23 protein-coding genes and 1 tRNA gene are annotated in these 23,415 nt (G+C 62.1%); 12 read left to right on the top strand and 12 right to left on the bottom strand.

Features of this window, described 5'->3' with window-relative positions; translation table 11 throughout:
* Nucleotides 1-10: 10 nt before the first annotated feature.
* From RAZWK3B_RS12185 to RAZWK3B_RS12170, 4 genes are all read right to left on the bottom strand, one after another.
* A complete protein-coding gene (locus RAZWK3B_RS12185) occupies nt 11-766 on the bottom strand; it encodes an SDR family NAD(P)-dependent oxidoreductase (protein ID WP_007815539.1) in 756 nt (251 codons plus the stop codon).
* 63 nt (nt 767-829) lie between these two features.
* Nucleotides 830-1,882 carry an AbrB family transcriptional regulator gene (locus RAZWK3B_RS12180; protein ID WP_007815537.1) on the bottom strand — a complete coding sequence of 351 codons (1,053 nt, stop codon included), beginning with the start codon at nt 1,880-1,882 and terminating at the stop codon, nt 830-832.
* Nucleotides 1,883-1,927: 45 nt separating this feature from the next.
* Complete coding sequence (locus RAZWK3B_RS12175) at nt 1,928-4,168, bottom strand: xanthine dehydrogenase family protein molybdopterin-binding subunit (RefSeq protein WP_007815535.1); 2,241 nt, start codon at nt 4,166-4,168, stop codon at nt 1,928-1,930.
* On the bottom strand, nt 4,165-4,629 hold the full coding sequence (locus RAZWK3B_RS12170) for a (2Fe-2S)-binding protein (RefSeq protein WP_007815533.1): 465 nt from the start codon (nt 4,627-4,629) through the stop codon (nt 4,165-4,167). Before RAZWK3B_RS12170 ends, RAZWK3B_RS12175 begins: the two co-directional genes overlap by 4 nt.
* Nucleotides 4,630-5,007: 378 nt before the next feature.
* Between RAZWK3B_RS12170 and RAZWK3B_RS12165 the strand changes: the two genes are divergently transcribed.
* The 5 genes from RAZWK3B_RS12165 (at nt 5,008) to RAZWK3B_RS12145 (ending at nt 8,765) form a co-directional block, all read left to right on the top strand.
* Nucleotides 5,008-6,324 (top strand): tyrosine-type recombinase/integrase, encoded by a 1,317-nt coding sequence (locus RAZWK3B_RS12165; protein WP_083799143.1) that lies wholly within the window; start codon nt 5,008-5,010, stop codon nt 6,322-6,324.
* Nucleotides 6,317-7,027: a hypothetical protein gene (locus tag RAZWK3B_RS12160; RefSeq protein WP_157132241.1), complete on the top strand. Its 711-nt coding sequence runs from the start codon at nt 6,317-6,319 to the stop codon at nt 7,025-7,027. Before RAZWK3B_RS12165 ends, RAZWK3B_RS12160 begins: the two co-directional genes overlap by 8 nt.
* Before the next feature lie 71 nt (nt 7,028-7,098).
* Complete coding sequence (locus RAZWK3B_RS12155) at nt 7,099-7,278, top strand: helix-turn-helix transcriptional regulator (protein WP_007815528.1); 180 nt, start codon at nt 7,099-7,101, stop codon at nt 7,276-7,278.
* 633 nt (nt 7,279-7,911) lie between these two features.
* Nucleotides 7,912-8,217 (top strand): hypothetical protein, encoded by a 306-nt coding sequence (locus tag RAZWK3B_RS12150; RefSeq protein ID WP_037295721.1) that lies wholly within the window; start codon nt 7,912-7,914, stop codon nt 8,215-8,217.
* Between the two features lie 59 nt (nt 8,218-8,276).
* Nucleotides 8,277-8,765, top strand: coding sequence for a hypothetical protein (locus tag RAZWK3B_RS12145; protein ID WP_007815524.1), 489 nt, complete (start codon nt 8,277-8,279; stop codon nt 8,763-8,765).
* A 68-nt stretch (nt 8,766-8,833) separates the two neighbouring features.
* On the opposite strand, the gene RAZWK3B_RS12140 is transcribed toward RAZWK3B_RS12145, so the two are convergent.
* The 5 genes from RAZWK3B_RS12140 to RAZWK3B_RS12120 all read right to left on the bottom strand — a co-directional run bounded on the left by RAZWK3B_RS12140 (nt 8,834) and on the right by RAZWK3B_RS12120 (nt 13,210).
* Nucleotides 8,834-9,103 (bottom strand): hypothetical protein, encoded by a 270-nt coding sequence (locus RAZWK3B_RS12140; protein WP_198133283.1) that lies wholly within the window; start codon nt 9,101-9,103, stop codon nt 8,834-8,836.
* Between the two features lie 395 nt (nt 9,104-9,498).
* Nucleotides 9,499-9,575 (bottom strand) — tRNA-Arg (locus RAZWK3B_RS12135).
* Between the two features lie 60 nt (nt 9,576-9,635).
* Nucleotides 9,636-11,030 (bottom strand): sensor histidine kinase, encoded by a 1,395-nt coding sequence (locus RAZWK3B_RS12130; RefSeq protein ID WP_007815520.1) that lies wholly within the window; start codon nt 11,028-11,030, stop codon nt 9,636-9,638.
* 14 nt (nt 11,031-11,044) lie between these two features.
* Nucleotides 11,045-12,463 (bottom strand): dihydrolipoyl dehydrogenase family protein, encoded by a 1,419-nt coding sequence (locus RAZWK3B_RS12125; RefSeq protein WP_007815518.1) that lies wholly within the window; start codon nt 12,461-12,463, stop codon nt 11,045-11,047.
* Between the two features lie 3 nt (nt 12,464-12,466).
* A complete protein-coding gene (locus RAZWK3B_RS12120; RefSeq protein ID WP_007815517.1) occupies nt 12,467-13,210 on the bottom strand; it encodes a TVP38/TMEM64 family protein in 744 nt (247 codons plus the stop codon).
* A 288-nt stretch (nt 13,211-13,498) separates the two neighbouring features.
* On the opposite strand from RAZWK3B_RS12120, the gene rpmH reads away from it, so the two are divergent.
* The 6 genes from rpmH (at nt 13,499) to RAZWK3B_RS12090 (ending at nt 17,954) form a co-directional block, all read left to right on the top strand.
* Nucleotides 13,499-13,633, top strand: coding sequence for a 50S ribosomal protein L34 (gene rpmH, locus RAZWK3B_RS12115; RefSeq protein ID WP_005980833.1), 135 nt, complete (start codon nt 13,499-13,501; stop codon nt 13,631-13,633).
* A gap of 23 nt (nt 13,634-13,656) precedes the next feature.
* Nucleotides 13,657-14,058: a ribonuclease P protein component gene (gene rnpA, locus RAZWK3B_RS12110; RefSeq protein WP_007815492.1), complete on the top strand. Its 402-nt coding sequence runs from the start codon at nt 13,657-13,659 to the stop codon at nt 14,056-14,058.
* Nucleotides 14,055-14,312 (top strand): membrane protein insertion efficiency factor YidD, encoded by a 258-nt coding sequence (yidD, locus tag RAZWK3B_RS12105; protein ID WP_007815490.1) that lies wholly within the window; start codon nt 14,055-14,057, stop codon nt 14,310-14,312. The genes rnpA and yidD overlap by 4 nt, the downstream gene beginning before the upstream one ends.
* 216 nt (nt 14,313-14,528) lie before the next feature.
* Nucleotides 14,529-15,275 carry an RNA methyltransferase gene (locus RAZWK3B_RS12100; RefSeq protein ID WP_007815488.1) on the top strand — a complete coding sequence of 249 codons (747 nt, stop codon included), beginning with the start codon at nt 14,529-14,531 and terminating at the stop codon, nt 15,273-15,275.
* A gap of 63 nt (nt 15,276-15,338) precedes the next feature.
* Nucleotides 15,339-16,478, top strand: coding sequence for a heme A synthase (gene ctaA, locus RAZWK3B_RS12095; protein WP_037295759.1), 1,140 nt, complete (start codon nt 15,339-15,341; stop codon nt 16,476-16,478).
* A gap of 3 nt (nt 16,479-16,481) precedes the next feature.
* Nucleotides 16,482-17,954, top strand: a complete 1,473-nt coding sequence (locus RAZWK3B_RS12090; protein WP_007815484.1) for a carboxypeptidase M32 — start codon at nt 16,482-16,484, stop codon at nt 17,952-17,954.
* Here RAZWK3B_RS12090 and RAZWK3B_RS12085 read toward each other — a convergent pair.
* Nucleotides 17,866-18,567 carry a sugar transferase gene (locus RAZWK3B_RS12085; RefSeq protein WP_007815480.1) on the bottom strand — a complete coding sequence of 234 codons (702 nt, stop codon included), beginning with the start codon at nt 18,565-18,567 and terminating at the stop codon, nt 17,866-17,868. The genes RAZWK3B_RS12090 and RAZWK3B_RS12085 overlap by 89 nt on opposite strands.
* 289 nt (nt 18,568-18,856) lie before the next feature.
* Here RAZWK3B_RS12085 and RAZWK3B_RS12080 point away from each other — a divergent pair, with 289 nt between their 5' ends.
* Nucleotides 18,857-19,945, top strand: coding sequence for a polysaccharide biosynthesis/export family protein (locus RAZWK3B_RS12080; protein WP_007815476.1), 1,089 nt, complete (start codon nt 18,857-18,859; stop codon nt 19,943-19,945).
* A gap of 59 nt (nt 19,946-20,004) precedes the next feature.
* Here RAZWK3B_RS12080 and RAZWK3B_RS12075 read toward each other — a convergent pair whose 3' ends face one another.
* Nucleotides 20,005-20,355: a DUF6614 family protein gene (locus RAZWK3B_RS12075; RefSeq protein ID WP_007815474.1), complete on the bottom strand. Its 351-nt coding sequence runs from the start codon at nt 20,353-20,355 to the stop codon at nt 20,005-20,007.
* 113 nt (nt 20,356-20,468) lie between these two features.
* A complete protein-coding gene (gene gyrA, locus RAZWK3B_RS12070; protein WP_007815472.1) occupies nt 20,469-23,195 on the bottom strand; it encodes a DNA gyrase subunit A in 2,727 nt (908 codons plus the stop codon).
* Nucleotides 23,196-23,415: the final 220 nt, after the last annotated feature.

The following is a 23,415-nucleotide window of genomic DNA, read 5'->3' as shown; positions in this document are numbered from 1 at the left end:
CGGGCTGCGGTCACTGCATCCTCAAGCCGCCGTCAAGGCGGATCACCTCGCCGTTGAGATAGTCGCATTCCACGATGAAGCGGGCGAGGGCGGCATATTCCGCCGGATCGCCAAGACGCTTCGGAAAGGTCACATCCTGCGCCAGCTGGTCCTGCACCTCTTGCGGCAAGCCCTGCATCATCGGAGTAAGAAATATCCCCGGCGCGATGGCCATCACGCGAATGCCCTCACGCGCCAGATCGCGCGCCATGGGCAGGCTGAGGCCAACGATGCCGCCTTTGGACGCGGCATAGGAAGCCTGACCTTTCTGGCCATCGAAGGCTGCGATGGAGGCGGTGTTGATGATGACGCCGCGCGCGCCATGGGGACCGGGGGCGTTTTGCGCGATTTCGGCGGCGGCAAGGCGGGCCACGTTGAAACTGCCGATCAGGTTGATGTCGATGGTACGCCGGAACGCCGCAAGATCATGCGGCCCGTTTTTGCCGAGGGTCTTTTCGCCGCTCACGATCCCGGCGCAGTTCACCGCTGCTGTGATTTGTCCCATATGGGCCTTGGCGGTGGCTATGGCATGGGCGACCGAGACCTCGTCGGTGACGTCGGTTTCCACGAATGTCGCGCCGATCTCGCTGGCGGTGGCGGCGCCGCGTTCGGCATCACGGTCAAGGATGGTGACGTGTGCGCCGTGCTGGCGGAAATGGCGGGCGGTTGCTTCACCGAGGCCCGAGGCGCCCCCGGTGATGATGGCTGAGGTCTGGTCGATGCGCATTCCGGAAGGTCCCCGCTTGCATTAAATGAACGTTTGTTCAGATATCGCAGGTGGCGCGGTCTGTCAAAGGTGACGGCGCAGCAGGCGTCCTATGAGCGAAAGGCCGATGACTGTCACGAGGATGCGCCAGATGTGATGTAGCGTCACGAGCGCGGGGTTGGCTTGCAGCGACAGGGCGACAAGCGCCATTTCCGTGACGCCGCCGGGGGCGAAGCTGATGAGCATGACATCGAACGGCTCGCCCATGAACAGATGCAGTGCCTCGGCAAAGACCGCCGCCATCAAAAGCATGCCCCCGACCGAGATGAGCGACAGGCGCGCGCCGCGCAGGATCACCGCAGGCCCAAGCCCGGTGAAGCGCATGCCAAGCGCCGTGCCGACCACGATCTGTGCGATGTTCACCAGCCATTGAGGCATGTCGATATGGTAGAGATTGCTGACCGACAGGGCCGCTGCGACAGCCATGGGGCCGGTCAGTTGCCGCGCAGGCAGGCGGAGCAGGTGTCCGACGACGATACCGGCAAGACCGGCCAGCGCGATCAGAGGCAGGCTGGACCATGGCACGACATCCCGCGCGAATGTCATTCCGGCGGAACTTCCGATCGGCGCCCCGATCCAGAGCGACAGGCCGATGGGCAGCAGCGTCACCACAAGAATGACGCGCAGGAATTGCTGCAGGATCAGGCGGGCCGGATCGGCCCCCGCCTCCTCGCCCATGGCAAGCGCTTCGAAGAGGCCCCCGGGTGAGGCGGAGTAGAAGGCTGTGGCCTTGTCATAGCCGCCCAGGCGGCGGAATACGGCGTAGTTGAAGCCATGCGACAGCACCACGAACAGCGCCAGAGCAGAGAAGCTGACGCCCAGCAGGGGCAGGGTCTGAAAAAGATCGGCGGTGACCTGTGCGCCGATAATCAACCCGATCACCGTGATGAACGTCACCCTGAGCCAGTTCGGAAAGCCATACCCCACAGGCAGGAGCCGGCCACCGGCGGTGGCGATTGTCGCGCTGACCAGCAGGGGGCCGATCAGGAACGGCAGCGGCAGGCCCGCCCATTGCGCGGCAAATGCGCCGATGGAGCAAAGGCATAACAGGGCGGATGTGGTGACCGGGTGCTGCATACCACCATGAAGCACCGCGCGCGGGGCAGGGCAAGCCCTTGACCGTCAGACGAAATCGATATGTCGGTTGAAGGGCATGTCACGCAGGCGCTGTCCGGTGGCGGCGAAGATGGCATTGGCGAGCGCCGGGGCGGCGGGGGGCACCGGGGGTTCGCCGACGCCGCGCACTTGGCTGTCGTTCTCAAGCCCGCGCACGGTGATCTCGGGGCATTGATATTGGCGCAGGAACGGGAAGCTGTCGAAATTGCGTTGTTCAATCTGGCCATCGGAAAAGGTGGTTTCGGCCATGATGGCATGGCCAAGCCCCCAGATCACGCCGCCCTGCACCTGATTTTCGAAATTGACCGGGTCGATCACGCGGCCCACTTCGGCGGCGACAAAGACCTTGTCAATGCGGATGCCGTCCTGTGTGGCGGTGAGTTCGACCACCTCGGCGCAGGGCACGCCGAAGGACAGGCAATAGGCGACGCCGCGCCCGCGGCCTTGCGGCAGTGGCGATCCCCAGTTCGACATCTCGCCGACCGCTTCGAGCACCTTTCGCGAGGGGGCGTGCGTGCACAGGCGCAGGCGTTCCTCCAGCGGGTCGGCGCCGGCGGCATGGATCAGCTCGTCGAGAAAGCAGTCGTGGAAAAACCCGTTGGTCGAAGCGCCGACGGATCGCCATGAGCTGATCGGGGCAAGCGCGGGCGCACGGTAGCCGGTGACGCGGTAGTGGGGGATCGCGAAAGGCTGATCCCAGGCGCCTGCCACGATCTGCAGGTCCGGTCCGGCCACCGGCAGGCCAAGGCGCCCCATCTGCGAGGCGATCACCGAGGGCATGGCGATGCCCAGATCGCAGGCTACCACACGGCCACCTGCAACGGCGCCGCGCCCACGCGCCAGAGCGATCTGGCGGGGGTAGTCATGGGCCATGTCCTCTTCGCGAGAGAGCGTCAGTTTGACCGGACGGCCGGGTGCGGCCATGGCGAGTTCTGCCGCCTGCCGCACCACCAGATCCTCGAGCCGGTGACCGAAGCTGCCGCCGGCCATCTGCACGTGGACATGCACATCGGCGGGGTCATGGCCGGTGATCTCGGCCACATGGGTCTGCATGAACCGGGGGATCTGCGTGGCGGTCCAGACATCGACACGCTCTGGCGTTACGCGCACGGTGGCGTTGACGGGCTCCAGCGGGGCATGGGCCAGATAGGGCGCGCGGTATTCGGCGGAGACCTGATCGGACGTGGCAAGGGCCGCGTCGATGTCGCCGTCGTCGCGGTTGCGGCTGTCGATCCGGTCGTCGGTGAAGCTGTCGGCGAGCGCCTGCCAATGCGCGTCCATCTCGGGCGGGAACGGGGCAGGGCCCCAGTCGATCTCGATGGCTTGCACCGCCTGCATCGCGCGCCAGCTGTTGTCGGCCAGAACGCCGATGCCCCCGGTGATCGGGACGATCTGCTGCACGCCGCGCATCGCGCGCGCAGCGGTGGCGTCATGCGCCAGCATCGCACCGCCCGGACGCGGATTGCTGCGCACGGCGGCATGCAGCATGTCGTCGAATCGCAGGTCGATGCCATATCCTTGGGTGCCGGTGGATTTGGCCACGATATCAAGGCGCTGCATATCCTGTCCGATCAGGCGCCATTGCGCGGGATCGCGAAGGACGACATCTGTCACCGGCTCAAGTGCGGCGGCCTCTGCAGCCAGATCGGTATAGGGCAGGCGGCTGCCATCCGGCAGGATCACAGCGCCATTTTCGGTCCGCATCGCGGATCGTGGCGTGCCGGTCCTGACCTCGGCGGCGACCTTGAGCGTTTCGCGCGCCACCGCGCCGGCATGGCGCAGTTTTTCCCATGCGTCTGGCACGGTGGTGGAGCCGCCGGTGATCTGGATGCCCATGAATTTCATCGGTGCGTCCATCACCGCGCGGCTGGTCCGGGCGAGAAAACCGTCATCGGTGGCCGGGAACGGCACGGCGTCGCCTGCGAGTGCGGTGTTGTAATAGGCCGGATCGGGCGGGCCGGGATCGACGGTGACCTGATCGAGCGCCACGTCGAGTTCCTCGGCGATCAAGGCGGCTTGCAGGTGATAGGCCCCCTGGCCAAGATCGGCGCGTGGCGTGATCAGGGTCACGCCGTCGGTTGTGACAAGCACATAAGGCGTCAGGGCGGCCTGTCCGGGCTCTAGCCGGTCCAGCAAGGGATTGTCATGGGGGCGGCGGTACAGGACCACCCCGAAGGCCACGCCGCCGGCGACGGCGGCCGAGCCGATCAGGAAGCTGCGGCGCGCGATCTTTGCAGCGCGGCTCATTTCGAGGCCTCTGCCAGCGTGGCGGCGGCGGTTTTGACGGCGGCGCGGATGCGCGGATAGGTGCCGCAGCGGCACAGGTTGCCGCTCATCGCGTCGTCGATATCGGCATCTTTGGGCGCGGGTGTCGTGGCCAGAAGGGCCGCGGCCTGCATGATCTGACCGGACTGGCAGTAGCCGCATTGCGCCACTTGATGCGCGATCCATGCGGCCTGCACGGCGTGGAGCGTCTCTGGGGTGCCGAGCCCGTGAATGGTGGTGACAGGACCCCAGACATCGCCCGCGGCAACCTGACAGGAGCGCACGGCCTGCCCATCGATATGCACCGTGCAGGCACCGCATTGGGCGATCCCGCAGCCATATTTCACACCGGTGAGGCCCAGTTCATCCCGCAAGACCCACAAAAGCGGCATCTCGGTTTCTATGTCGAGCTCGTGGTCGGTGCCGTCGACGGTTAATTTCATGCGCAAGCCCCGGTCAGATGTGGTTATCACCCTAGGTAAGCGGTGATGCCGCGTTTTCCAGAAAGGGTGACGTTAGGGCAGATGGAATATGGGCTGTGGCAACGCGCGAGAAGCCGCCGCCTTGTGGCATATGGGTCCAAACGCGCTCAGCACATCGCGCCCGAGCCACATCATCGTCTGCTATCGGAGGGTAAGTGGCGGACCGAGGAGGATTCGTACCCCGACCCCCTGACACTACAGCATAGTGCCCAAGCGTTTCAAAATAATGATAAAAAACAGATATTTGCTATTACATTGGTAGTTACTTGTTCCGTAGCGGTCTTGACGTTTCCGCCACCATCCACAAATAAAAAGTGGGTGGATAGAGGTGTGAAAGTCATGGCGGACGGAAGTCAAGGCACAGTCAGGTGCGGCGGAAAGCCTAAGGGACCGCATCAAAAGAACCGATTGAGCGCGGTCTTTGTGAAGTCCGCGCCTCCCGGTCGGCATTTCGACGGGAACGGGCTTTTCCTGCTGGTCGAGAAGAACAAGGCGCGGCGTTGGTATCAGCGATTGACGATCCACGGCAGACGTAGGGAGGCGGGTCTAGGTGCACCTCCCGTGGTCACTTTGGCCCAAGCCAGAGAGCAGGCCATTGAGAACCTGCGCTTAGCCCGTGAAGGCCGTGACCCCATCGAAGAACGCAAAGCGAATAAAGAGGCGCTTACATCGGCCAGACGCACTCCCACGTTCGCTGAGGCGGTCGAGGGGTGCATGGAAAAGAAAGCGCCGGAGTTCACCAGCGAGAAACACGAAAAGCAGTGGCGCTCGACATTGGGCCGTTATGCCGTCCCAGTGATTGGCAAGCGTCGGGTGGATGAAATCGACGCAAACGACATTCTCGCCATTCTCAAACCGATCTGGATGGATAAGACCGAAACGGCCAAGCGGCTACGCCAGCGCATAGAGGCCGTGCTTAGGTGGGCAACTGTGGCCGGATACCGCGAAGGGGAGAACCCCGCCCGGTGGAAGGACAATTTGGCTGAACGTCTACCAAGCCCGAACAAGATTGCGAAAACACGGCACCAACCGGCGCTTTCATTGTCCGAGGCGTCTGTTTGGTTCGCCAAGCTGAAAGAGCGCGAGGGCAACAGTGCGCGGGCGTTGGAGTTTCTTGCCCTGACCGCTGCGCGGTCGGGTGAAGTCAGGGGCATGACTTGGGCCGAGGTTGATTTGGCGAATGGCCTTTGGACTGTACCAGCATCGCGCATGAAGATGAACCGAGAGCATCGGGTTCCACTGACCGAAGGCGCGGTGACGCTTTTGCGCGACCTGCCAAGGCACAAAACGTCTGACTTCGTTTTCTTTGCCCAGCAGGGCGGCAAACTGTCGGATATGAGCGTCTCAGCCGTGATGAAGCGGATGCACGAGGCTGAAAAGCGGGCAGGGGGCGAGGGGTTCTTGGATAGGACGAGCCAGCGCCCCGCCGTGCCGCATGGTCTGAGGTCCACATTCAGGGATTGGGTGGCCGAGCAGACCAGTTACCCCGGCGAATTGGCAGAAATCGCGTTGGCGCACAAAGTTAGCAATTCGGTCGAGGCCGCCTACCGGCGGGGCGACCAGTTGGACAAGCGGCGACAGATGATGGCGGCTTGGGCCGGGTTCCTGTTGGGCGAAAGCGGCAAGGTCGTGCCCGTGGAATTTGGGCATGGGTGACGTGGTTAGAGAACACGCTCATCGGGCGTCGCGCGCTTATTGGACAGAGCGACATGCTGAACATGAGTTGTGCTTGGTCCGTGCGGCAAAGAAGGCAATCAAATCAGGCCAAAAGACGCCATCAAAAGAAGAAGCGATGGAATTGATAAGCCGTTCGCCGCTAGTTGAGGCGGTGGAAATGATGGGGCCCGAAGAAATCGGTAAAATGTTCGATCAAAAGGGAACAGGCGGCGCAACACTTCTTGGAAAAGTGCCTCTGGAAATCGTGATCGAGTATGCGGCTGAAGAAGCCCGCGAAACCACTGACTTCTCGTCGTTGTTCTCGCGGGCTGTTTCTGATCCATACATTTATGACGCGCTCGATGGTCTCGTGAAAGATGACGCGAAAAGGCCCGGCCCCCCGAACAAGTCGCTATTAGACTGGATGGCCTGCAGGCCAGACAAGCGCCCCTCTGCGAAAACTGGTAAACGTGCTCAGCTGAAATGGCGCGATGCGCTTTTGGTCTGGTTGCTCAATGATGCTCGAACACTTGGCTTTCCGGTGGAGGGTGGGCGCTTCTTGAAAAAATCCAAAGTTGTTACTGCTCGCGAAGTTGTTCGTGAGGTAGTGAATAGATTTTTAGGTATGGAAGTTTCCGAGCGCCAGCTTTTGCGGATTTGGGAGAATAACAAAGAGCGCATCCCAGAGTTGTATCGACAGTGAACATTTGGGTGAGGATATAATTTTTCCTTCGTGGTCCTGTCAGTCACCACAAACCGTTGGAGACTGAAAAGATGCAGGAACAACTGATCCGCCGCCATGATGTTGAGGCCGCCACGAGCCTCAGCCGAAGCGCGATTTACGCGATGATGGATGAGGGGAAATTCCCCCGTCCGGTCCGCATCGGCAAGCGCGCTGTCGCTTGGAAGAAATCCGAAATCGAAGAATGGATGGCAAGCCGCGAGGCCGCCTAAAGCAACCCCCACCCGGAGGACCGGGCGGGGTATGCAGCGTATCAGCGTGAAATGGAATGGGGCCGGGTTCTGTTCGGCCCGATGGTGGCGTGTACGTCCCGGTGAAAGGTGACTTGGCGGTAGATGCGTTGCCGATGATAAAAGTCTCTTCTGTGGCTTGGGTGACCCTAATGAACCATATGCACTCGTGCTCTATTTGAGGCTTCTTGACTTGCATGGGCATAATCCGGCCCGAGAGTTTCCATTAGACTACGAGGCTATGAAGAAAGCAGGTCATACGAAGAATTTGTCACGACGCCAGTTCAAGGCGGCACGAGATACGTTGCTGGAAATAGGCGTTCTAGAAGTCGCTCAAAACCATGTCGCGGGAAAGCGTAAAAGGACCTATAGGCTGAAGCAGTTTCGGGCCGAGTTGCCAGAAAACGTGACCGAATTGCGATGACAAAGTTTCTCGCAAGGGGCTGGGGGGGAAGGGGGGAGGGGTTTATTAATTACTTATGTTGACCAGTTCTGGCAAACATAAGGGAAACGGCGGCAGGTGTCAGACCTCCCCCCTCCATGTCCTGCTGACATATCGCGCGGAGCGTGTCAGAGTGAAATGCGCATTTGATTGATACTTTGGGAGGACTGCACGTGAAACGTTTTGTTGGCACGGCGCTCGCGATTATCTCCGGCTTTGCGCTTGCTGCTTGGTTTGTCCTGTTTTTCTTTTGGTATGGCTTGCCACATGAAGGCATCAGAAACCTGTTTGGTTGGAGCGTTTTCGCCAGCATGTTTACCGCAGGAGTTTCGCTACTTATCCCCGTGATTGGCTGGCTTGCGATACTTGTCTTTTCGGTATTTGTCTTAACGAATATTTGGGGCTTAGGGCTTTTTGCGGCCATCGCCATAATGTTTGTGTTTCCAGCGCTTGCTACGGCCCTTTTCGGCATGGCTTGACTGCTGACTTTACGTCTTCGGTCGGGCAAGATCTTCCTGCAAAGCGTAGGAATTTCGAGATGAACGAGAAAATTGAAGCTTGGTCGATGGATGATGTGGTCGATAATACTCTTGAGTTGGTGAATGGGTTCAGGCTTCTACGACCGCATACATGGGAAACGGTGTTCGCTCATGCACTTCGTGAACACTTCGATACAATCGTTGGCTGGAAAAAGTATGGCGTTAACGTCTTTACTACGAAAGGCCGCGCATCATTGCCGCATAGTGTGCAAGCTAAGCAACGCCGCGACGCTGCGCTTCATCGCGAGCATGTGGTTCCCATTAAGGTACTAGTGCGCGGCGCGATGAACGCTGTCAGCGTCGATGAGATGAACATGATACTTGATGCATACAGCCTTTCAATCATTACGGCGGACGAACACTCAGCACTTTCGCATGCTTATCCACACGCTAGGGACGAAATGCCAGATGGTTGGAAGTTCGGCGACGATCCTTTGGAGCGTTATCGGCGGGCGGGCATCGAGATGCATAGCCCAACGGGAACCTAGCCAAACTCATGCTGCGCTGTGAGGTTCGTAAGTGCCTATCTGATGTTTTGATAGGCGTCGGTTCGGAGTTAAGAAGTGACGACGGCTTGCCATCGGGCATGCCAAGCGTTGAAGGTTAGGACATCAGAGAGCCGCCAAACCAGCGCTGCAGCGTATAGTGTCTGCGTTTCCTGCTTTGCGATGTTAGGTAAAGCTTCCAGCAGTTCCGTCTGCTGCTGCCACGACATCGTCTCCCATGCAGCCTTGCCTTCCAGATACCGATCTTGCTCCTCGTAATAAGCGCGTATTTTTCCTGTCATGAAGCGCCGAACGTTATGAGGGTGGTTTGGAACCTCCACTCGACCTCCATGCTTGATGCACCGCGTAGCGCCCCTCATGGCGGGGTTCTTGCAGCGGGAACTGGACTTAGTGTTGGATCGGCATCTGAGCGCCTGCAGGCCCTTCTTGCGGCCATCCTCGGTCAGATTGGCAGGAGTAGGCCGTCCATGCGCGCAGTCAGGCAAAGTCACACCAAAAGCGACAAGGCTAAGAGGGCGTCAGCCCTCTGGATGACTAAAACAAATGGATTTGTGTTGGTGCTCGTTTTGGTGCTCGCGCCAAAAGCACCAAGGGAAAACGTGATTGGCTGTAACAAACGCTCGGAGAGTGGACCCGCTCCACAGCAAATTTGAGGGGTGAGCAGGTGGGTACCGCAAGCCAAAACCCGCTAACTATTTGATTTTGTTGGGGCAGGTGGCGGACCGAGGAGGATTCGAACCCCCGACCCCCTGATTCGTAGTCAGGTACTCTATCCAGCTGAGCTATCGGTCCGTTGAGGCCGGGATGTAGACTTTGCCGCCCGGCAATGCAAGGGGGGGCCGGCAGAAAAACTCAGGTGCTTTCCAGACCGCCCTTGGGAAGCGTTATCTTGAACACCGTGCCGGTTTTGTCGGAGCGTTCCAGCGTCAGTTCGCCGCCATGGCCGCGCACCAGCTCGGAGGCGATATTGAGGCCCAGACCGCTGCCGCCCTTGGTGGCTCGGCCATGAAACGGCTGAAACAGGAATTCACGCGCCTTCGGAGGAAGGCCCGGGCCGGTATCGGTGATGCGGATGATCCAGTCGGCTTCGGTCTCTAGGGCGGCGATGTTGATTTCGCCCGGCGTGCCGCTTGAGACAAGGGCTTGTCGTGCATTGCGCACCAGATTCGAGATCACGCGATAGATCTGTTCGGCATCGGCGCGGATCGTCATGGCGCCGGGGATATCCTCGGAAAAGCTGACCTCGCCATCGCCCACGGAGAGCCTTTCGCTGTCGATCACATCGCTCACGATATCGGCCAGATAGGCGCGCCCAAGGGTGGGGCCGGGTTCTTCGGCACGGCCATAAGCGAGGGTGGATTCGCACAGATGAACGGCGCGGGTGATCGAATTCACAAGCTTGGGGGCCATGCGCTTGACCGTCGGATCCTCGCTCATTTCCAGACGGTCGGTGAAAAGCTGCGCCGATGTCAGGATGTTGCGCAGATCATGGCTGACCTTGGCGACGGCGGCACCCAGTTGGGCCAGACGGTCCTTTTGCTTGAGAGAGCTGGTCAGCTGGGTCTGCATGAGCTGAAGCGTCTCTTCGGCTTCGCGCAATTCGGTGACGCCTGCCGAGGGGGTAATGACGCGGCGCCCGTCTTCTGGGGCGGCGGCATAGGATTGCATATGGCCCACGACGCGCTTGATCGGTTTCACCAGAAGGCTGCGCACGGCCAGAAAAAGCAGGATTGCCGTGACCGCCGAGATGACCGCCGACAGCAAAAGAATGCGCAAACCGTAATCGATCATCGCGTCGCGCAACTCGCGTGTGTCCAGCGTTACCTCGATCAGGATGCCTGCCATGCGCACCGGATTGCCGATTACCCGGATCACCTGTGGTTCGGGCGTGGCGAGCCGGATCATCGCATCGCGGATCAGTTCGAGCGCGGTGGCGTCGCGCAGATCATAAGTGGCGGTGATGGGTGCGGGGATGGGCGAGGACAGGACCAGCTGTCGGGCCTCGTCGCGGCGCAGCACCACGTTGAAAACACCGGCATTGCGCAGCAATTCGTCCTGCAGTTCGGGGCTGATATCCTCTTTGGCCAGCAGAGCCAGCGACGCGATCTGCGACCGGTCCAGACGGGAGATAAGAAAATCCTCACGGTAGCGCGCGATAGAAGGCACGAAGATCAGCACTTCGGCCAGCATCACGAAGAGCACCGTCAGAATGAGGAACCGCCCCGATAATGATTTCAACCATCGCATCTTGCGCGCCCGTATCAAGGGAGCCAGCGCTGCACCAGCCCCACGACTTTCTTTACCTTAGGATTATCAAACAGCTTGGGCGAGAAATAGGCACCTGCGGCGCGTTTGTTCAACTCCCCCAATGTTGGATAGGGCGCGACCATATTGGCCACGTGTTTCATCTTGAGCCTGTTGGCGAGGGCAAAGGCCCATAGATTGATCAGCTCGCCCGCCTGTTCGCCGACGATCGACACGCCCACGGGGCGGCCACGGGTGACCATCACCTTGATGAGCCCGGATGTCTTGCGTTCAGCGATGGCGCGGTCGTTCTGGGAGTAAGGAAAGCGGATCACCTCGAGATAGATGCCATGCTCGCGGCGGGCCTGCTCTTCGGTGAGGCCCACCTGCGCCAGTTCAGGCGCCGTGTAGGTGACCCAAGGGATATGGGTGGTGCTGGCCTTGGCGGGCAGGCCGAACAGCGCCGAGCGGATGACGATGCCGGCGTGATAGCCGGCGACATGGGTGAATTGCAGCCCGCCTGCCACATCGCCAATGGCATAGACGCGGCGATTGGTGGTCTTGAGGGCGGCATCGACCTTGATGCCGGTACGGGACGTTTTGATCCCGGCGACGTCAAGGTTCAGGCGGTCAATATTGGCCTTGCGTCCGACGGCGACAAGCAGATGTGTGCCCTTGAAGAGGCGGCCGTCTTCGGTTTCGATCTCGATCGCACCTGCCGTTCCGCGCACCTCTTTCGCAAGGGCGTCTTCGGCGATGTCGATCCCTTCGGCGCGCAAGGCGTCCAGAAGCACGCCTGCGGTTTCGGGATCGTCGCGGCCGAGGGCGCGCGCGCCTTCGATCACTGTGACCTTGCTGCCAAGGCGCCTGTGGGCCTGCGCTATCTCCAGCCCGATCGGGCCGCCGCCGATCACCAACAGGTGCTCGGGCCGTTCGCGCAGATCAAACAGGGTTTCGTTCGTCTCGTAAGGCACTGACTCCAAGCCGGGAATAGGTGGCACGAGTGGCGAGGACCCGGTTGCGATCACGATGCGCCTTGCGGTGATCCTGTGTGCGCCCGCCTGAACCTGGGTGGGGGACAGGAAGCTGCCGTAGTCGCTGATGACGCGCACCCCCAGACCCTCAAACCGCTCGACGCTGTCATGCGGGGCGATTTGCGCGATCACGTCGTGGACATGGTCCTTGGCGGCGGCGTAATCCACCTGCGGGGTGATGCTGGACACACCATAGGCGGCGGCATGGGCCTGCGCATGGGCCGCCTTGCCAGAGGCGATCAGCGCCTTGGAAGGAACACAGCCGTAATTCAGGCAATCGCCCCCCATCTTGTGGCCTTCCAGCAGGATAACATCGGCGCCCATCTGAACTGCGCCGGCGGCCACCGACAGTCCGCCGGACCCGGCACCTATGACCAGCAGGTCGGTTTTAAAATCGCTCATGGGTCAGATATCCTTGCGGCCGCGAAGGGCCTTGATGACGAGGGGAAGGGCCGCCAGCAGGCACAGCCCGAGGATCGGCGCCAGCACCTGAGGCTCCCACAAAAGCGAAAGGTCAGGGCGCTCGCCCCGGTCGAAGACCTCGCCCAGACCGACGCCGATCCAGGTAAAGACGATCGCGCCCGGGATGATGCCCAAAACCGTGGTGAGCGCGAAGTTGACAAAGCACACACCGACCAGAGCGGGAAGCAGATTGGCCACGAAAAACGGCACGGCGGGAACAAGGCGCATGAGGAAAAGCACACTGATTTCATTATCATGCAGGCCGTTCTTGAGGCGCTTGAGCGTGCCGTCCGACGTCTCGATCCGGGCGGCAAGCGTCTGCCCTAGCCCAAGACGCGCGGCCCAGAAGATCGCGAATGCCCCAAGCGAAGCCGAGAGCACGTTGAACACGGTGCCAAGGCCCAGACCAAAGAGAAACCCGCCCGTGACCGAGGCGACGGCGGCGCCGGGCAGGGAGAAGGCCACGATCACGATATAGATGGCGATGAAAGCGAGAGCCAAGCCTGCGAAATTGGCGTCGCGGAAGGCCAGAAGCGCCTCGCGATTGTCGCGCAACGTGTCGAAATTGATCAGATCGCCAAGGGTGAAGGCGCCCAGGACGGCCACGCTCAGGATGGCGGCAAGCGGGGCGTGGCGCCACAGGCTGGGCCGCTGGTCAGGCTTGTCGCTGTCGGATATGTCATTCATGGGGTTTGATCCATCGGGCTTGTGTCATGCGCCAAGATGCGGGGCGCGCGGGGACTTGGCCATAGGGTTCACGCGGGGGTGATGCAGGGTGATTGAAAAACCTCGTTTTGCGCTTGTTCGGACGGGATTGTGACAGGCCGGGGTGGTCGGTTGCATGTTTTTGTTTCAAAAGGCGCGAGGCGGGTTTGACTTGCGCCAAAGGGGCCACTATAGACCGGGCCTCAAACCTATACACGGGTTGGCCGCGATTCCCGCAAGGCGCCGCCCGACAAGACCGGAGACGGAGCGATGAAACGCACCTACCAACCCTCGAACCTGGTTCGCAAGCGCCGCCATGGTTTCCGCGCGCGTATGGCCACCAAGGCTGGCCGCAAGATCCTGAACGCACGTCGTGCGCGCGGGCGGAAATCGCTGAGCGCCTGATCCACGGGTCAAGGACAACGAACATGGTACCGCCGGGGGCCCCCGACCGCGATGCGGGGAACCAGCCCCCGGCGGTTTCCGTTTGTCTTCAGACACTTGTGGAGCGCGCTGATTTTCTCAGGGCGGCGCGCGCGCAGTGGAAGGCGATGCCCTCGATGGTGGTGCAGGCCCGCGACCGCAAGGACGGGGAGGCCACTGTGAGGGTAGGCTTTACCTGTTCCAAGAAGGTCGGCAACGCCGTGGCGCGCAACCGCGCCAAGCGCCGGTTGCGGGAAGTGGCGCGCGCGGTGTTGCCGGATGCGGCAAGGCCGGGCTGGGATTATGTGCTGATCGGGCGTGCCAACGTCACCGGTGCGCTGCCCTTCGAGACGCTGAAATCCGATTTGCGAACGGCGCTAACCCATTTGCACAACAAGACAAAATGACACCGCTGGCGCGCATTCTGTCATGGCCGGTCAAGGCCTACAGGCTGATCTTTTCGCCATGGGTCGGGCATAATTGCCGCTATCAGCCGACCTGCAGCCAATATGCGCTCGAGGCGCTTGAGACCCATGGCGGGATCAAGGGCGGGTGGCTGGCGCTGAGGCGCATCCTGCGGTGCAACCCCTGGGGCGGGTGCGGCTATGATCCGGTGCCCGAGGGCAGGGACAAGGACCGCGCAGCGCCCCCCGATCGTTAACGGGTCGTCGAATCACCCTCTTTCGCCTTGGTTAACGGTACAAAACCCGTTCGGTACCGCGTCGGTATCACGTCGGTATAGCGTCGGTATCGGGGCCGATCAGGCCATCGGTGAACAGGGCGCGCGTTGCACGGCAGGCGGAAAGGCGGGAGCCGGGGCTTTTCAGCCTGTGACGGCCCGGCTATGAGAGCCGCAGAGCCGCGAGGAGAGATCACCATGCCCACCGACACGCCACAGCCCGCCTTTGTGCTGGTGCGCCCCCAGATGGGCGAAAATATCGGCGCGGCGGCGCGGGCGATGTGGAATTTCGGGCTGGACCGGATGCGGCTTGTGGCGCCGCGCGACGGCTGGCCCAACCCCAAGGCGGTCGCGATGGCGAGCGGCGCGGGGCGGCTTCTGGACGAAGCGCAGCTGACGGCGGATGTGGCCGAGGCGGTGGCCGATTGCCATTTCGTCATGGCCACGACGGCGCGCGCCCGGGGGCTGACGAAGCCGGTCTTCAGCCCCGAACACGCGATGCAGGTCGCCGCCGAGCGGATTGCGGCGGGAGAACGGGTCGCGGTGCTTTTCGGGCCGGAACGCGCCGGGCTTGAGAACGAGGATATCGCCAAGGCCAATGCGATCATCAACGTGCCGGTGAACCCGGACTTTCCCAGCCTGAACCTTGCGCAATGCGTGCTGCTGACGGGATATGAATGGCGCCGCGCGCAAGGCGCGATCACGCCCGAGCGCGTGGACATGGCGCGCGCCGACTGGGCCGAACAGATCGAGATCGAGAAGCTGGCCGATCACTATGAGGCGCGGCTGAGCGAGGCGGGGTTCTTCTTTCCCGAGCACAAGGCGGAGGGGATGCGCCTGAACCTGCGCAACATGTGGAGCCGGATGCCGCTCACGCGGGCCGATGTGCAGATCCTGCACGGGGTGCTGCGGCAGATGGTCCGTTGGAAGGACCGCGAGGGCTGAGCGCGCTTGAAGGGCATGGGGCTGCGCACTATCGTGCACAGCGATCAGGCAAGGATGATGCAGATGGGTGAAAAACGCAGCATTTTCGAAGATGTAGCCGAGGCTGGACCGCGGCCTGAGGGGCCGAAGGGCGGCATGATCGACGCCGGGCGCAGGGGCGCGCGCGGGCTGGTGCGGGCATGGCTCATCGTGCTTTTTGCGCTTGTGGTGCTGATGATCGGGGTGGGCGGGCTGACGCGGCTGACCGATAGCGGGCTGAGCATCACCGAATGGAAGCCGGTGACCGGCGCGCTGCCCCCCATGTCTGCGGCGGAATGGGAGGTTGAGTTGGAGAAATACCGGCAGATCCCCGAATACCAGTTGCAGAACAAGGGCATGAGCATGGCCGAGTTCAAGGTGATCTATTGGTGGGAATGGGGCCACCGGCAGCTTGGGCGGGTGATCGGGCTGGTTTGGGCCGCGGGCTTTTTCGGGTTCCTGGCGACGCGGCAAATCCCGCCGGGCTGGACCGGGCGGCTGTTTTTCCTTGGGGTTCTGGGTGGTGCGCAGGGCGCGATCGGCTGGTGGATGGTCAGTTCGGGGCTGCAAGGCGAGATGCTCGATGTGGCCTCGTACAGGCTTGCGACGCATCTGGGTCTGGCCTTTGTCATTCTGGGCCTGATCGCGTGGTATGTGATGGCGCTTGGCCGCGAAGAGCGCGAGCTGTTGCAGGCAAGGCGCGGCAAGGAAGCCAAGCTTTACGGCCTGTCGACCGGCTGGCTGCATTTCGCGTTTGTGCAGATCCTCATCGGTGCGCTGGTGGCCGGGATCGATGCCGGGCGCAGCTATACCGACTGGCCGCTGATGGCGGGGGGTATTCTGCCGCCTGATTTCTGGATGGCCGATCTGGGCTGGCGGAACTTCTTCGAGAACCCCGGACTTGTGCAATTCGTGCATCGCACGGTGGGCTATGTGCTTTTGGCCTTCTCTGTCGTGGTGTGGCTGAAGGGGCGGCGCAGCGCCAACGCGGCCACGCGGACAGCGTTCAACGCGGCCTTTATCGCGCTATGCGGGCAAATCGTGCTGGGAATCATCACTGTTCTTTACATCGCTGCATGGCAGGTTGCTATCGTGCATCAACTTCTGGCTGTGCTATTATGGGTGTTGATCCTGCGGGCACGGTTCCTGAGTCTGTATCCGCGGGCGCAATCCGTAAGAGGGTAAGATATGGCGGCGTTCGATGATCTGATGGCGTTCACCCGCGAGACCGAGGCGCTGGCGCAGGTGGCGGGGCGGCTGTCATGGGATCAGGAAACGGTCATGCCGCGTGGCGCGGGCGCGCAACGGGCCGAAGAAATGGGGGCCATGGAAAGTGTGCTGCACGCGCGGCGCACCAACCCGAGGGTGGCTGATTGGCTGGCGCAGGCGCAGGCGCCGGACGAGGCGGGTGCGGCACAGCTGCGGCTGATCCGGCGGAGTTACGAGCGCGCGGTGCGCGTGCCGGCCGATCTGGCCACGGCGCTGGCGCGGCTGACCAGCCGGTCGCAAGGTGTGTGGGCCGAGGCGCGTGCAAACAATGATTTTTCGGCTTTCGCCCCGGTCCTGACCGAGGTTCTGACGCTCAAGAGGGAAGAGGGCGCGGCGCTGGCGGATGGTGGCGATGTCTATGATGCGCTGCTGGATGCGTTCGAGCCGGATGCCAAGGCGGCCGAATTGCAGGCGATGTTCGACGAGATGCGCGAGGGGCTGGTGCGGCTGCGGTTGCGCGCGCTGGAGGGGCCGGAGCTGAGGGCGATCAGCGGTACGTTCGATGAGGCGGCGCAGATGCGGCTGTCGCGCGAACTGGCCGAAAGGTTCGGCTATGATTTCACGCGGGGGCGGATCGACAAGGCGGTGCATCCTTTCTCGTCCGGATCCGGGGATGATGCGCGGATCACGACGCGCACCAGTGCGGATGATCCGTTCAATTGTCTGTATTCGACGATCCACGAGGTCGGTCATGCCTGTTATGAGCAGGGGATCGACAGCGACTGGCATCTGACGCCAGTGGGACATGGCGTGTCGATGGGCGTGCATGAAAGCCAGAGCCGCATCTACGAGAACCAGTTGGGTCGGAGCCGGTCGTTCTGTCATTTCCTGTACGGGCGGATGCGGGATGCCTTTGGCGAGATCGGGGTGCAGGACGAGGACGCGTTCTATGCCACGGTGAACCGGCTGCACCGGGGCTATATCCGGACCGAGGCGGATGAGGTGCAGTACAACCTGCATATCATGCTGCGTTTTGATCTGGAGCGGGCGCTGGTGTCGGGCGATCTGCAGGTGCGCGATCTGGAGGCGGCGTGGAATGACCGCTTTGCCGCCGATTTCGGCTATCCGGTGGACCGGCCTGCGCATGGTGTGCTGCAGGATGTGCATTGGTCGGTGGGGCTGTTCGGGTATTTTCCGACCTATAGTCTGGGCAATGTCTATGCCGGGTGTCTGCACGAGGCGCTGCGGCGGGCGGTTCCGGATCTGGACGACCATCTGGCACAGGGCGATCCAACCCCGGCGACGGAGTGGCTGCGCGCGGCGGTGCAGCGGCATGGCGGTTTGAACAGCCCGCGCGAGACGATCACCCGGGCCTGCGGCGGGCAGGACCCGTCGGCGGCGCCGCTGATGACCTATCTCGAAGAGAAATTCGGCGATCTTTATCCCGGGTGACGGCAGGTTGGAGCCAGAGGCTCGAGACGGTTTGCACCAAAAGCCACAGATCGACCCACAGGCTGGCATGGCGCGCCCAGAGAAGATCGAGCCGCGCCTTGCGCGCGATGCAGCGGGTGGCATAGACCTGTTCGGTTTCATGCGCCGTGCGACAGCACGAGAGCAGCCGATCCTCGATGCGGTGAAAGCGCAGTGTCGCAAGGCCGGTGAGGCCTGGGCGGTTGCGCAGGACGCGGGCATAGAGGCTGCGATGATCGTTGACATGGCGGCGCAGGGGCGGGCGGGGGCCGACAAAGCTCATGTCGCCGCGCAGGATGTTTAAAAGCTGCGGTAGTTCATCAAGACGGGAGCGGCGCAGGGTGCGGCCCAATGGGGTGATGCGCGCGGCCTTGTCGCCCCCGGTGGCCCCATCGGGTTCGGAACTGGGGCGCATGCTGCGGAATTTCCAGAGGATGAAGGCATGATCGAGGGTTTTCATACGCTCGGAGCGGTGGAACACCGGCCTGCCGTCGCAAAGGGCGATCAGCGCGGCGATCAGGCCCATCACCGGCAAAAGCGCCAGCACCAGGACCAGAGCGAGGAGCAGATCGAAGATCCGTTTGGCGGGCGTCATGCCGGGGCCATGCCCCGGTGCCTGTGCGCGAGGCGCGTTTGAGCGTCCAAGACGGCGCGCAGGTGCCACTGGCTGACAAGGCGCCAGCCTGCTGCCGAAGAGCAGATGCGGCGTTTCGAGCCGGTCAGGTGGATCAAGGGCTGATGTGACATATCCGGCATGGTCGACGCTTGCTCCAAGCGAGGGACAGCTAAAGAGGGTTTCTTTTGCGGTTCTGTGGTGTCTAAGATTGTGCCGTGGTGAGCATGTGTTTGGGGTGAGTGCCTTGGTTCGGATCCGGTTCGTTGTGATGCAGCTTGTCTGCGCGGCTCTTTTGTCGGCATGTGCCCTGCCGCGCGGTGCGGCGCTGCAATCCGAGATCCTGACCGAGCAACAGTCCGAAACCCCGGGGTTTCAGGTGGTCGCGGTGACCCGCGAGACCAGCCCGCTGCTGGCGCAATGGCCTGTCACGGGCTGGTCGGGGCATTATCATTGGCTGCCCAAGGACAAAGGCCCGGATTCGGGCGTGATCCTGACCGGTGACGCGCTGGACATGGCGGTTTGGGAATCGCAGGAAAATTCGCTTCTGGCGGGGATCGGCAGCAAGATGACCGAACTGCCCCGGATGACCGTGTCCGAAAATGGCACGGTCTTTGTGCCTTATGTCGGCGATGTGGAGGTGCGCGGCATGACCACGGGGGCTGCGCGCAACCTGCTGCAATCGCGGCTGGAAGAGATCGCCCCGTCCGTGCAGGTGCAGCTTTCCGTGGAGCCGGGGCGCAACAATGCGGCCGATCTGGTGGGCGGTGTGGCATCGCCGGGACGATATCCGCTCGACAGCCGCGCCACGACGATCCTGAGCGTGATCGCGCAAGGCGGAGGCATAGATCCGGGGCTGCGCAACCCGCTGGTGCGCTTGCAGCGCGACGGTCGGGGCTATGACATATTGGCGGCCGACTTGCTGCGCACGCCCGCGCGCAATGTGCGCCTGCGCGGTGGCGACCAGATCACGATCATCGAGGATGACCGCAGTTTCAACGTGCTGGGGGCCGCGGGCACGCAGCAGCTGGTGTATTTCGAGCGCGATGGGATGAGTGCCATGGAGGCGCTGTCGGTGATGGGCGGGCTGCAGGCGTCGCGGGCCAATCCGAAAGGCATTCTGGTGCTGCGCGACTATCAGGCAAAGGACTTGAAACCCGGCATGGCCGGGCCGGACATGCGGCAGGTGGTGTTCACATTGGATCTGACCAGTGCCGACGGGCTGTTTGCGGCGCGCCAGTTCCAGATCCATCCGGGCGACACCTTGCTTGCGACGGAATCGCCGGTATCGGCGGTGCGTTCGATCCTCGGGCTTCTGGGGACGCTCGTGGGGGTGACGGGAACGGTGGAGACCCTGTGAGGCCGGGAGACGCGCACGCAAAACTGCCGGCACACAGGCCGTGCTGACGGACAGGGCCATCAGATGAGCGCCACACGTTCGGCGCGTTCGGGATCGGGGAAGGGGCGATAGAGCGCCATATCCGCCTGACCCACATGGTCATGCACCATCGCATAGAGCCGCGCGGTGTCGTCGTCTCGCCGGCCTGCGAAGCGAAACGCCTGTTCGAGCTGCGCAAGGTCGTTCACGTCGATTTCCAGCAGGAAATCGCGAAAGCACTGGGAGGCGAGGTTCAGCTTGCGACGTTTGAGGCGCCAGGAGCGGATCACCCCCTGAGCTTTGAGATGGGACATCCACGCATCAAGTGCCGCGGCGAAAGACAGCGCCTTGGCCGTGTCGCGCAGATCGATCAAGCAGATATAGGTCGTCATGGCGCCTGGCCCCCGTTTCGGTCATCGCTCGATGATGACTCAACGGAATTTCCAGACCCTTAACGCCAGCCGTTTTTCCGGCGCCCCCCAAAAGGGCGCGCCGGGCTGATGGCTTAGCTGGAGATGCCTTCCTCCGACGTCTCGGACGGGCTGGCGGCATCGTCGTCCTGATCGCCTTTTTCTGCGATCCAAGCGACCGAGACCACTTCTTCGCCCTTGCGGGTGTCGAAGACCTTGACGCCGCCTGCACTGCGCGAGCGGAACGAGATACCGTCCACGGGCACGCGGATCGACTGCCCACGGGAGGTGGCCAGCATGATCTGATCGTCGATCTCGACCGGGAAGGAGGCTACCAGATCCCCGCCGCGCATGGCCTTGTCCATGGCCTGCACGCCCATGCCGCCGCGTCCGCGCACTGGATAATCGTGGCTGGAGCTGAGCTTGCCGGCGCCCTCTGTGCTGATCGTGAGGATCAGGTTTTCGGCGGCCTGCATCTCTTCGAACCGGTCGGGCGTGATGTCGCCGGCGGCGGCCTCGGGCTCTTCCCCGTCATCGGGCGCGCCGGCCAATGCGCGGCGCATCTTGAGATAGGCGGCGCGCTCGTCTGCGGAAGCGTCGAAATGGCGGATCACGGACATCGACACCACACGGTCGTCGCCTTGCAGGCGGATGCCGCGCACGCCGGTGGATTTGCGGCCCTTGAAGACGCGCACTTCGGTCGTGGGGAAGCGGATCGCGCGGCCCGAATTGGTCACCAGCATGATGTCGTCGCCCTCGTCGCAGATGCGCGCGTTGACCAGTTCGATCCCATCGGGTAGGTCCATCGCGATCTTGCCGTTGCGCTTGACGTTGGTGAAATCGCTGAGCGCGTTGCGGCGCACGTCGCCTGCGGTGGTGGCGAACATGACCTGCAGATCGTCCCATTCCTCCTCGGGGCGATCCACGGGCATGATCGCCGCGATCGACACGCCTTGGGGGATCGGCAGGATATTGACGATCGCCTTGCCCTTGGAGGTGCGCCCGCCAAGCGGCAGGCGCCATGTCTTGAGCTTGTAGACCATGCCGTCGGTGGTGAAGAACAGCAATTGAGTATGGGTGTTGGCCACGAAGAGCGTGGTGACCACATCCTCTTCCTTGGTTGCCATGCCCGACAGCCCCTTGCCGCCGCGTTTCTGGGCGCGGAAATCGGCGAGGGCCGTGCGCTTGATATAGCCGCCTTGGGTGACGGTCACGACCATGTCTTCGCGTTCGATCAGGTCTTCGTCGTCCATGTCGCCCGACCAGTCGACGATCTGGGTGCGGCGCGGCACGGAGAATTGCTCTTTGACCTCGCGCAGCTCGGTGGAGATGATCTCCATGATGCGCTCGCGGCTGGCGAGGATGGCGAGATATTCCTTGATCTTGGCGGCAAGCTCCTGCAGCTCGTCGGTGACTTCCTTGACGCCCAGTTGCGTCAGACGCTGCAGACGCAGATCGAGGATCGCGCGGGCTTGAGTCTCCGAAAGGTTATAGGTGCCGTCGTCATTGGCGGTATGGGTCGGATCGTCGATCAGCGCGATATATTCGAGGATATCGCCGGCGGGCCAGCGCCGTGTCATCAGCTTGTGGCGGGCTTCGGCCGCATCGGCCGAGGCGCGGATGGTGGCCACAACCTCATCGACATTCGACACCGCGACCGCCAGACCGCAGAGCACATGGCTGCGATCACGCGCCTTGCGCAGCTCGAAGGCGGTGCGCCGCGCGACGACCTCTTCGCGGAAGGTGATGAAGGCACTGAGAAAGCCGTGCAGGGTCAGCTGCTCGGGGCGGCCGCCATTGAGCGCCAGCATGTTGCAGCCGAAATAGGTCTGCATCGGCGTGAAGCGGAAGAGCTGGTTGAGCACCACCTCGGCCGTGGCGTCGCGCTTGAGCTCCACCACGACCCGCACGCCGTGCCGGTCGGATTCGTCCTGCACATGGGCGATCCCCTCGATCCGCTTCTCGCGCACCGTTTCGGCGATCTTCTCGATCATCGCGGCCTTGTTGACCTGATAGGGGATCTCGTCGATGACGATGGCATAGCGGTCCTTGCGGATTTCCTCGATCCGGGTTTTTGAGCGGATCACGACACTACCGCGCCCCTCGATATAGGCCTTCCGCGCGCCTGAGCGGCCCAGCATGATGCCGCCGGTGGGAAAGTCCGGCCCGGGGATGTATTCAATCAGGTCTTCCGAACCGAGATCGGGATTCTCGATCAGTGCCAGCGTGGCATCACAGACCTCGCCAAGGTTATGGGGCGGGATATTGGTGGCCATGCCGACGGCGATGCCGCCCGCGCCATTGACCAGCATGTTGGGAAACCGGGCCGGCAAAACGGTGGGTTCGAGATCCTTGCCGTCGTAATTGTCCTGAAAATCGACGGTGTCCTTCTCGATATCGGCCAGCAGGGCTGCCGCGGGCTTGTCCATGCGCACTTCGGTATAGCGCATCGCCGCGGCGTTATCGCCATCCATCGAGCCGAAATTGCCCTGGCCGTCCAGCAGCGGCAGCGACATCGAGAAATCCTGTGCCATGCGTACCAGCGCGTCATAGATCGCGCTGTCGCCATGGGGATGGTATTTGCCCATGACATCGCCCACCGCACGGGCCGATTTGCGATAAGGCTTATCATGCGTGTTGCCGCCTTCATGCATCGCATAAAGGATGCGGCGATGCACCGGCTTCAGACCATCGCGCAGATCGGGAATCGCCCGGCTGACGATCACCGACATGGCGTAATCCAGATAGGACGTCTTCATTTCGTCCTCGATCGAAACCGTGGGCCCGCCGTATTGCGGGCGTTCTGGAGTATTTTCTTCCATGTCTTCAGGTGGTTGCGGCGTATCGTTCACGTGCTGGCCCGTCCTGTCCTGTATGCTCTAGATGTTGTTGTCAGAACTATATCAGAGCGCGGATATTGGGTGCAATGCCTGTTCCCGCCCGCCTTTGGCAGCCAGCATATGCATGTGCTAACATACTGTTTTTATTGAAAAGTAAATTTTTCAGGCATGATTCCCGTACAATCAAGAAACGGCGACCAGC

Origin of the sequence: Roseobacter sp. AzwK-3b, from assembly GCF_000170875.1 — a bacterium.
In the GTDB taxonomy this organism is placed as follows: Bacteria; Pseudomonadota; Alphaproteobacteria; order Rhodobacterales; family Rhodobacteraceae; genus Roseovarius; species Roseovarius litoreus.
The sequence above is the reverse complement of the archived record's forward strand: the minus strand, read 5'-3'. Positions and strand labels throughout refer to the sequence as shown.

Coding starts and splice junctions, on each gene's coding strand:
- RAZWK3B_RS12160 (WP_157132241.1), top strand. CDS start 6,317: ATGGGTGACGTGGTTAGAGAACACGCTCATCGGGCGTCGCGCGCTTAT.
- RAZWK3B_RS12080 (WP_007815476.1), top strand. CDS start 18,857: ATGCAGCTTGTCTGCGCGGCTCTTTTGTCGGCATGTGCCCTGCCGCGC.
- RAZWK3B_RS12125 (WP_007815518.1), bottom strand. CDS start 12,463: ATGAGCGATTTTAAAACCGACCTGCTGGTCATAGGTGCCGGGTCCGGC.
- RAZWK3B_RS12085 (WP_007815480.1), bottom strand. CDS start 18,567: ATGACGCCCGCCAAACGGATCTTCGATCTGCTCCTCGCTCTGGTCCTG.
- yidD (WP_007815490.1), top strand. CDS start 14,055: ATGACACCGCTGGCGCGCATTCTGTCATGGCCGGTCAAGGCCTACAGG.
- RAZWK3B_RS12170 (WP_007815533.1), bottom strand. CDS start 4,629: ATGAAATTAACCGTCGACGGCACCGACCACGAGCTCGACATAGAAACC.
- RAZWK3B_RS12145 (WP_007815524.1), top strand. CDS start 8,277: ATGAACGAGAAAATTGAAGCTTGGTCGATGGATGATGTGGTCGATAAT.
- RAZWK3B_RS12075 (WP_007815474.1), bottom strand. CDS start 20,355: ATGACGACCTATATCTGCTTGATCGATCTGCGCGACACGGCCAAGGCG.
- gyrA (WP_007815472.1), bottom strand. CDS start 23,195: ATGGAAGAAAATACTCCAGAACGCCCGCAATACGGCGGGCCCACGGTT.
- RAZWK3B_RS12120 (WP_007815517.1), bottom strand. CDS start 13,210: ATGAATGACATATCCGACAGCGACAAGCCTGACCAGCGGCCCAGCCTG.
- rpmH (WP_005980833.1), top strand. CDS start 13,499: ATGAAACGCACCTACCAACCCTCGAACCTGGTTCGCAAGCGCCGCCAT.
- RAZWK3B_RS12185 (WP_007815539.1), bottom strand. CDS start 766: ATGCGCATCGACCAGACCTCAGCCATCATCACCGGGGGCGCCTCGGGC.
- RAZWK3B_RS12165 (WP_083799143.1), top strand. CDS start 5,008: ATGGCGGACGGAAGTCAAGGCACAGTCAGGTGCGGCGGAAAGCCTAAG.
- ctaA (WP_037295759.1), top strand. CDS start 15,339: ATGGGTGAAAAACGCAGCATTTTCGAAGATGTAGCCGAGGCTGGACCG.
- RAZWK3B_RS12130 (WP_007815520.1), bottom strand. CDS start 11,030: ATGCGATGGTTGAAATCATTATCGGGGCGGTTCCTCATTCTGACGGTG.
- RAZWK3B_RS12100 (WP_007815488.1), top strand. CDS start 14,529: ATGCCCACCGACACGCCACAGCCCGCCTTTGTGCTGGTGCGCCCCCAG.
- RAZWK3B_RS12090 (WP_007815484.1), top strand. CDS start 16,482: ATGGCGGCGTTCGATGATCTGATGGCGTTCACCCGCGAGACCGAGGCG.
- RAZWK3B_RS12155 (WP_007815528.1), top strand. CDS start 7,099: ATGCAGGAACAACTGATCCGCCGCCATGATGTTGAGGCCGCCACGAGC.
- RAZWK3B_RS12180 (WP_007815537.1), bottom strand. CDS start 1,882: ATGCAGCACCCGGTCACCACATCCGCCCTGTTATGCCTTTGCTCCATC.
- rnpA (WP_007815492.1), top strand. CDS start 13,657: ATGGTACCGCCGGGGGCCCCCGACCGCGATGCGGGGAACCAGCCCCCG.
- RAZWK3B_RS12175 (WP_007815535.1), bottom strand. CDS start 4,168: ATGAGCCGCGCTGCAAAGATCGCGCGCCGCAGCTTCCTGATCGGCTCG.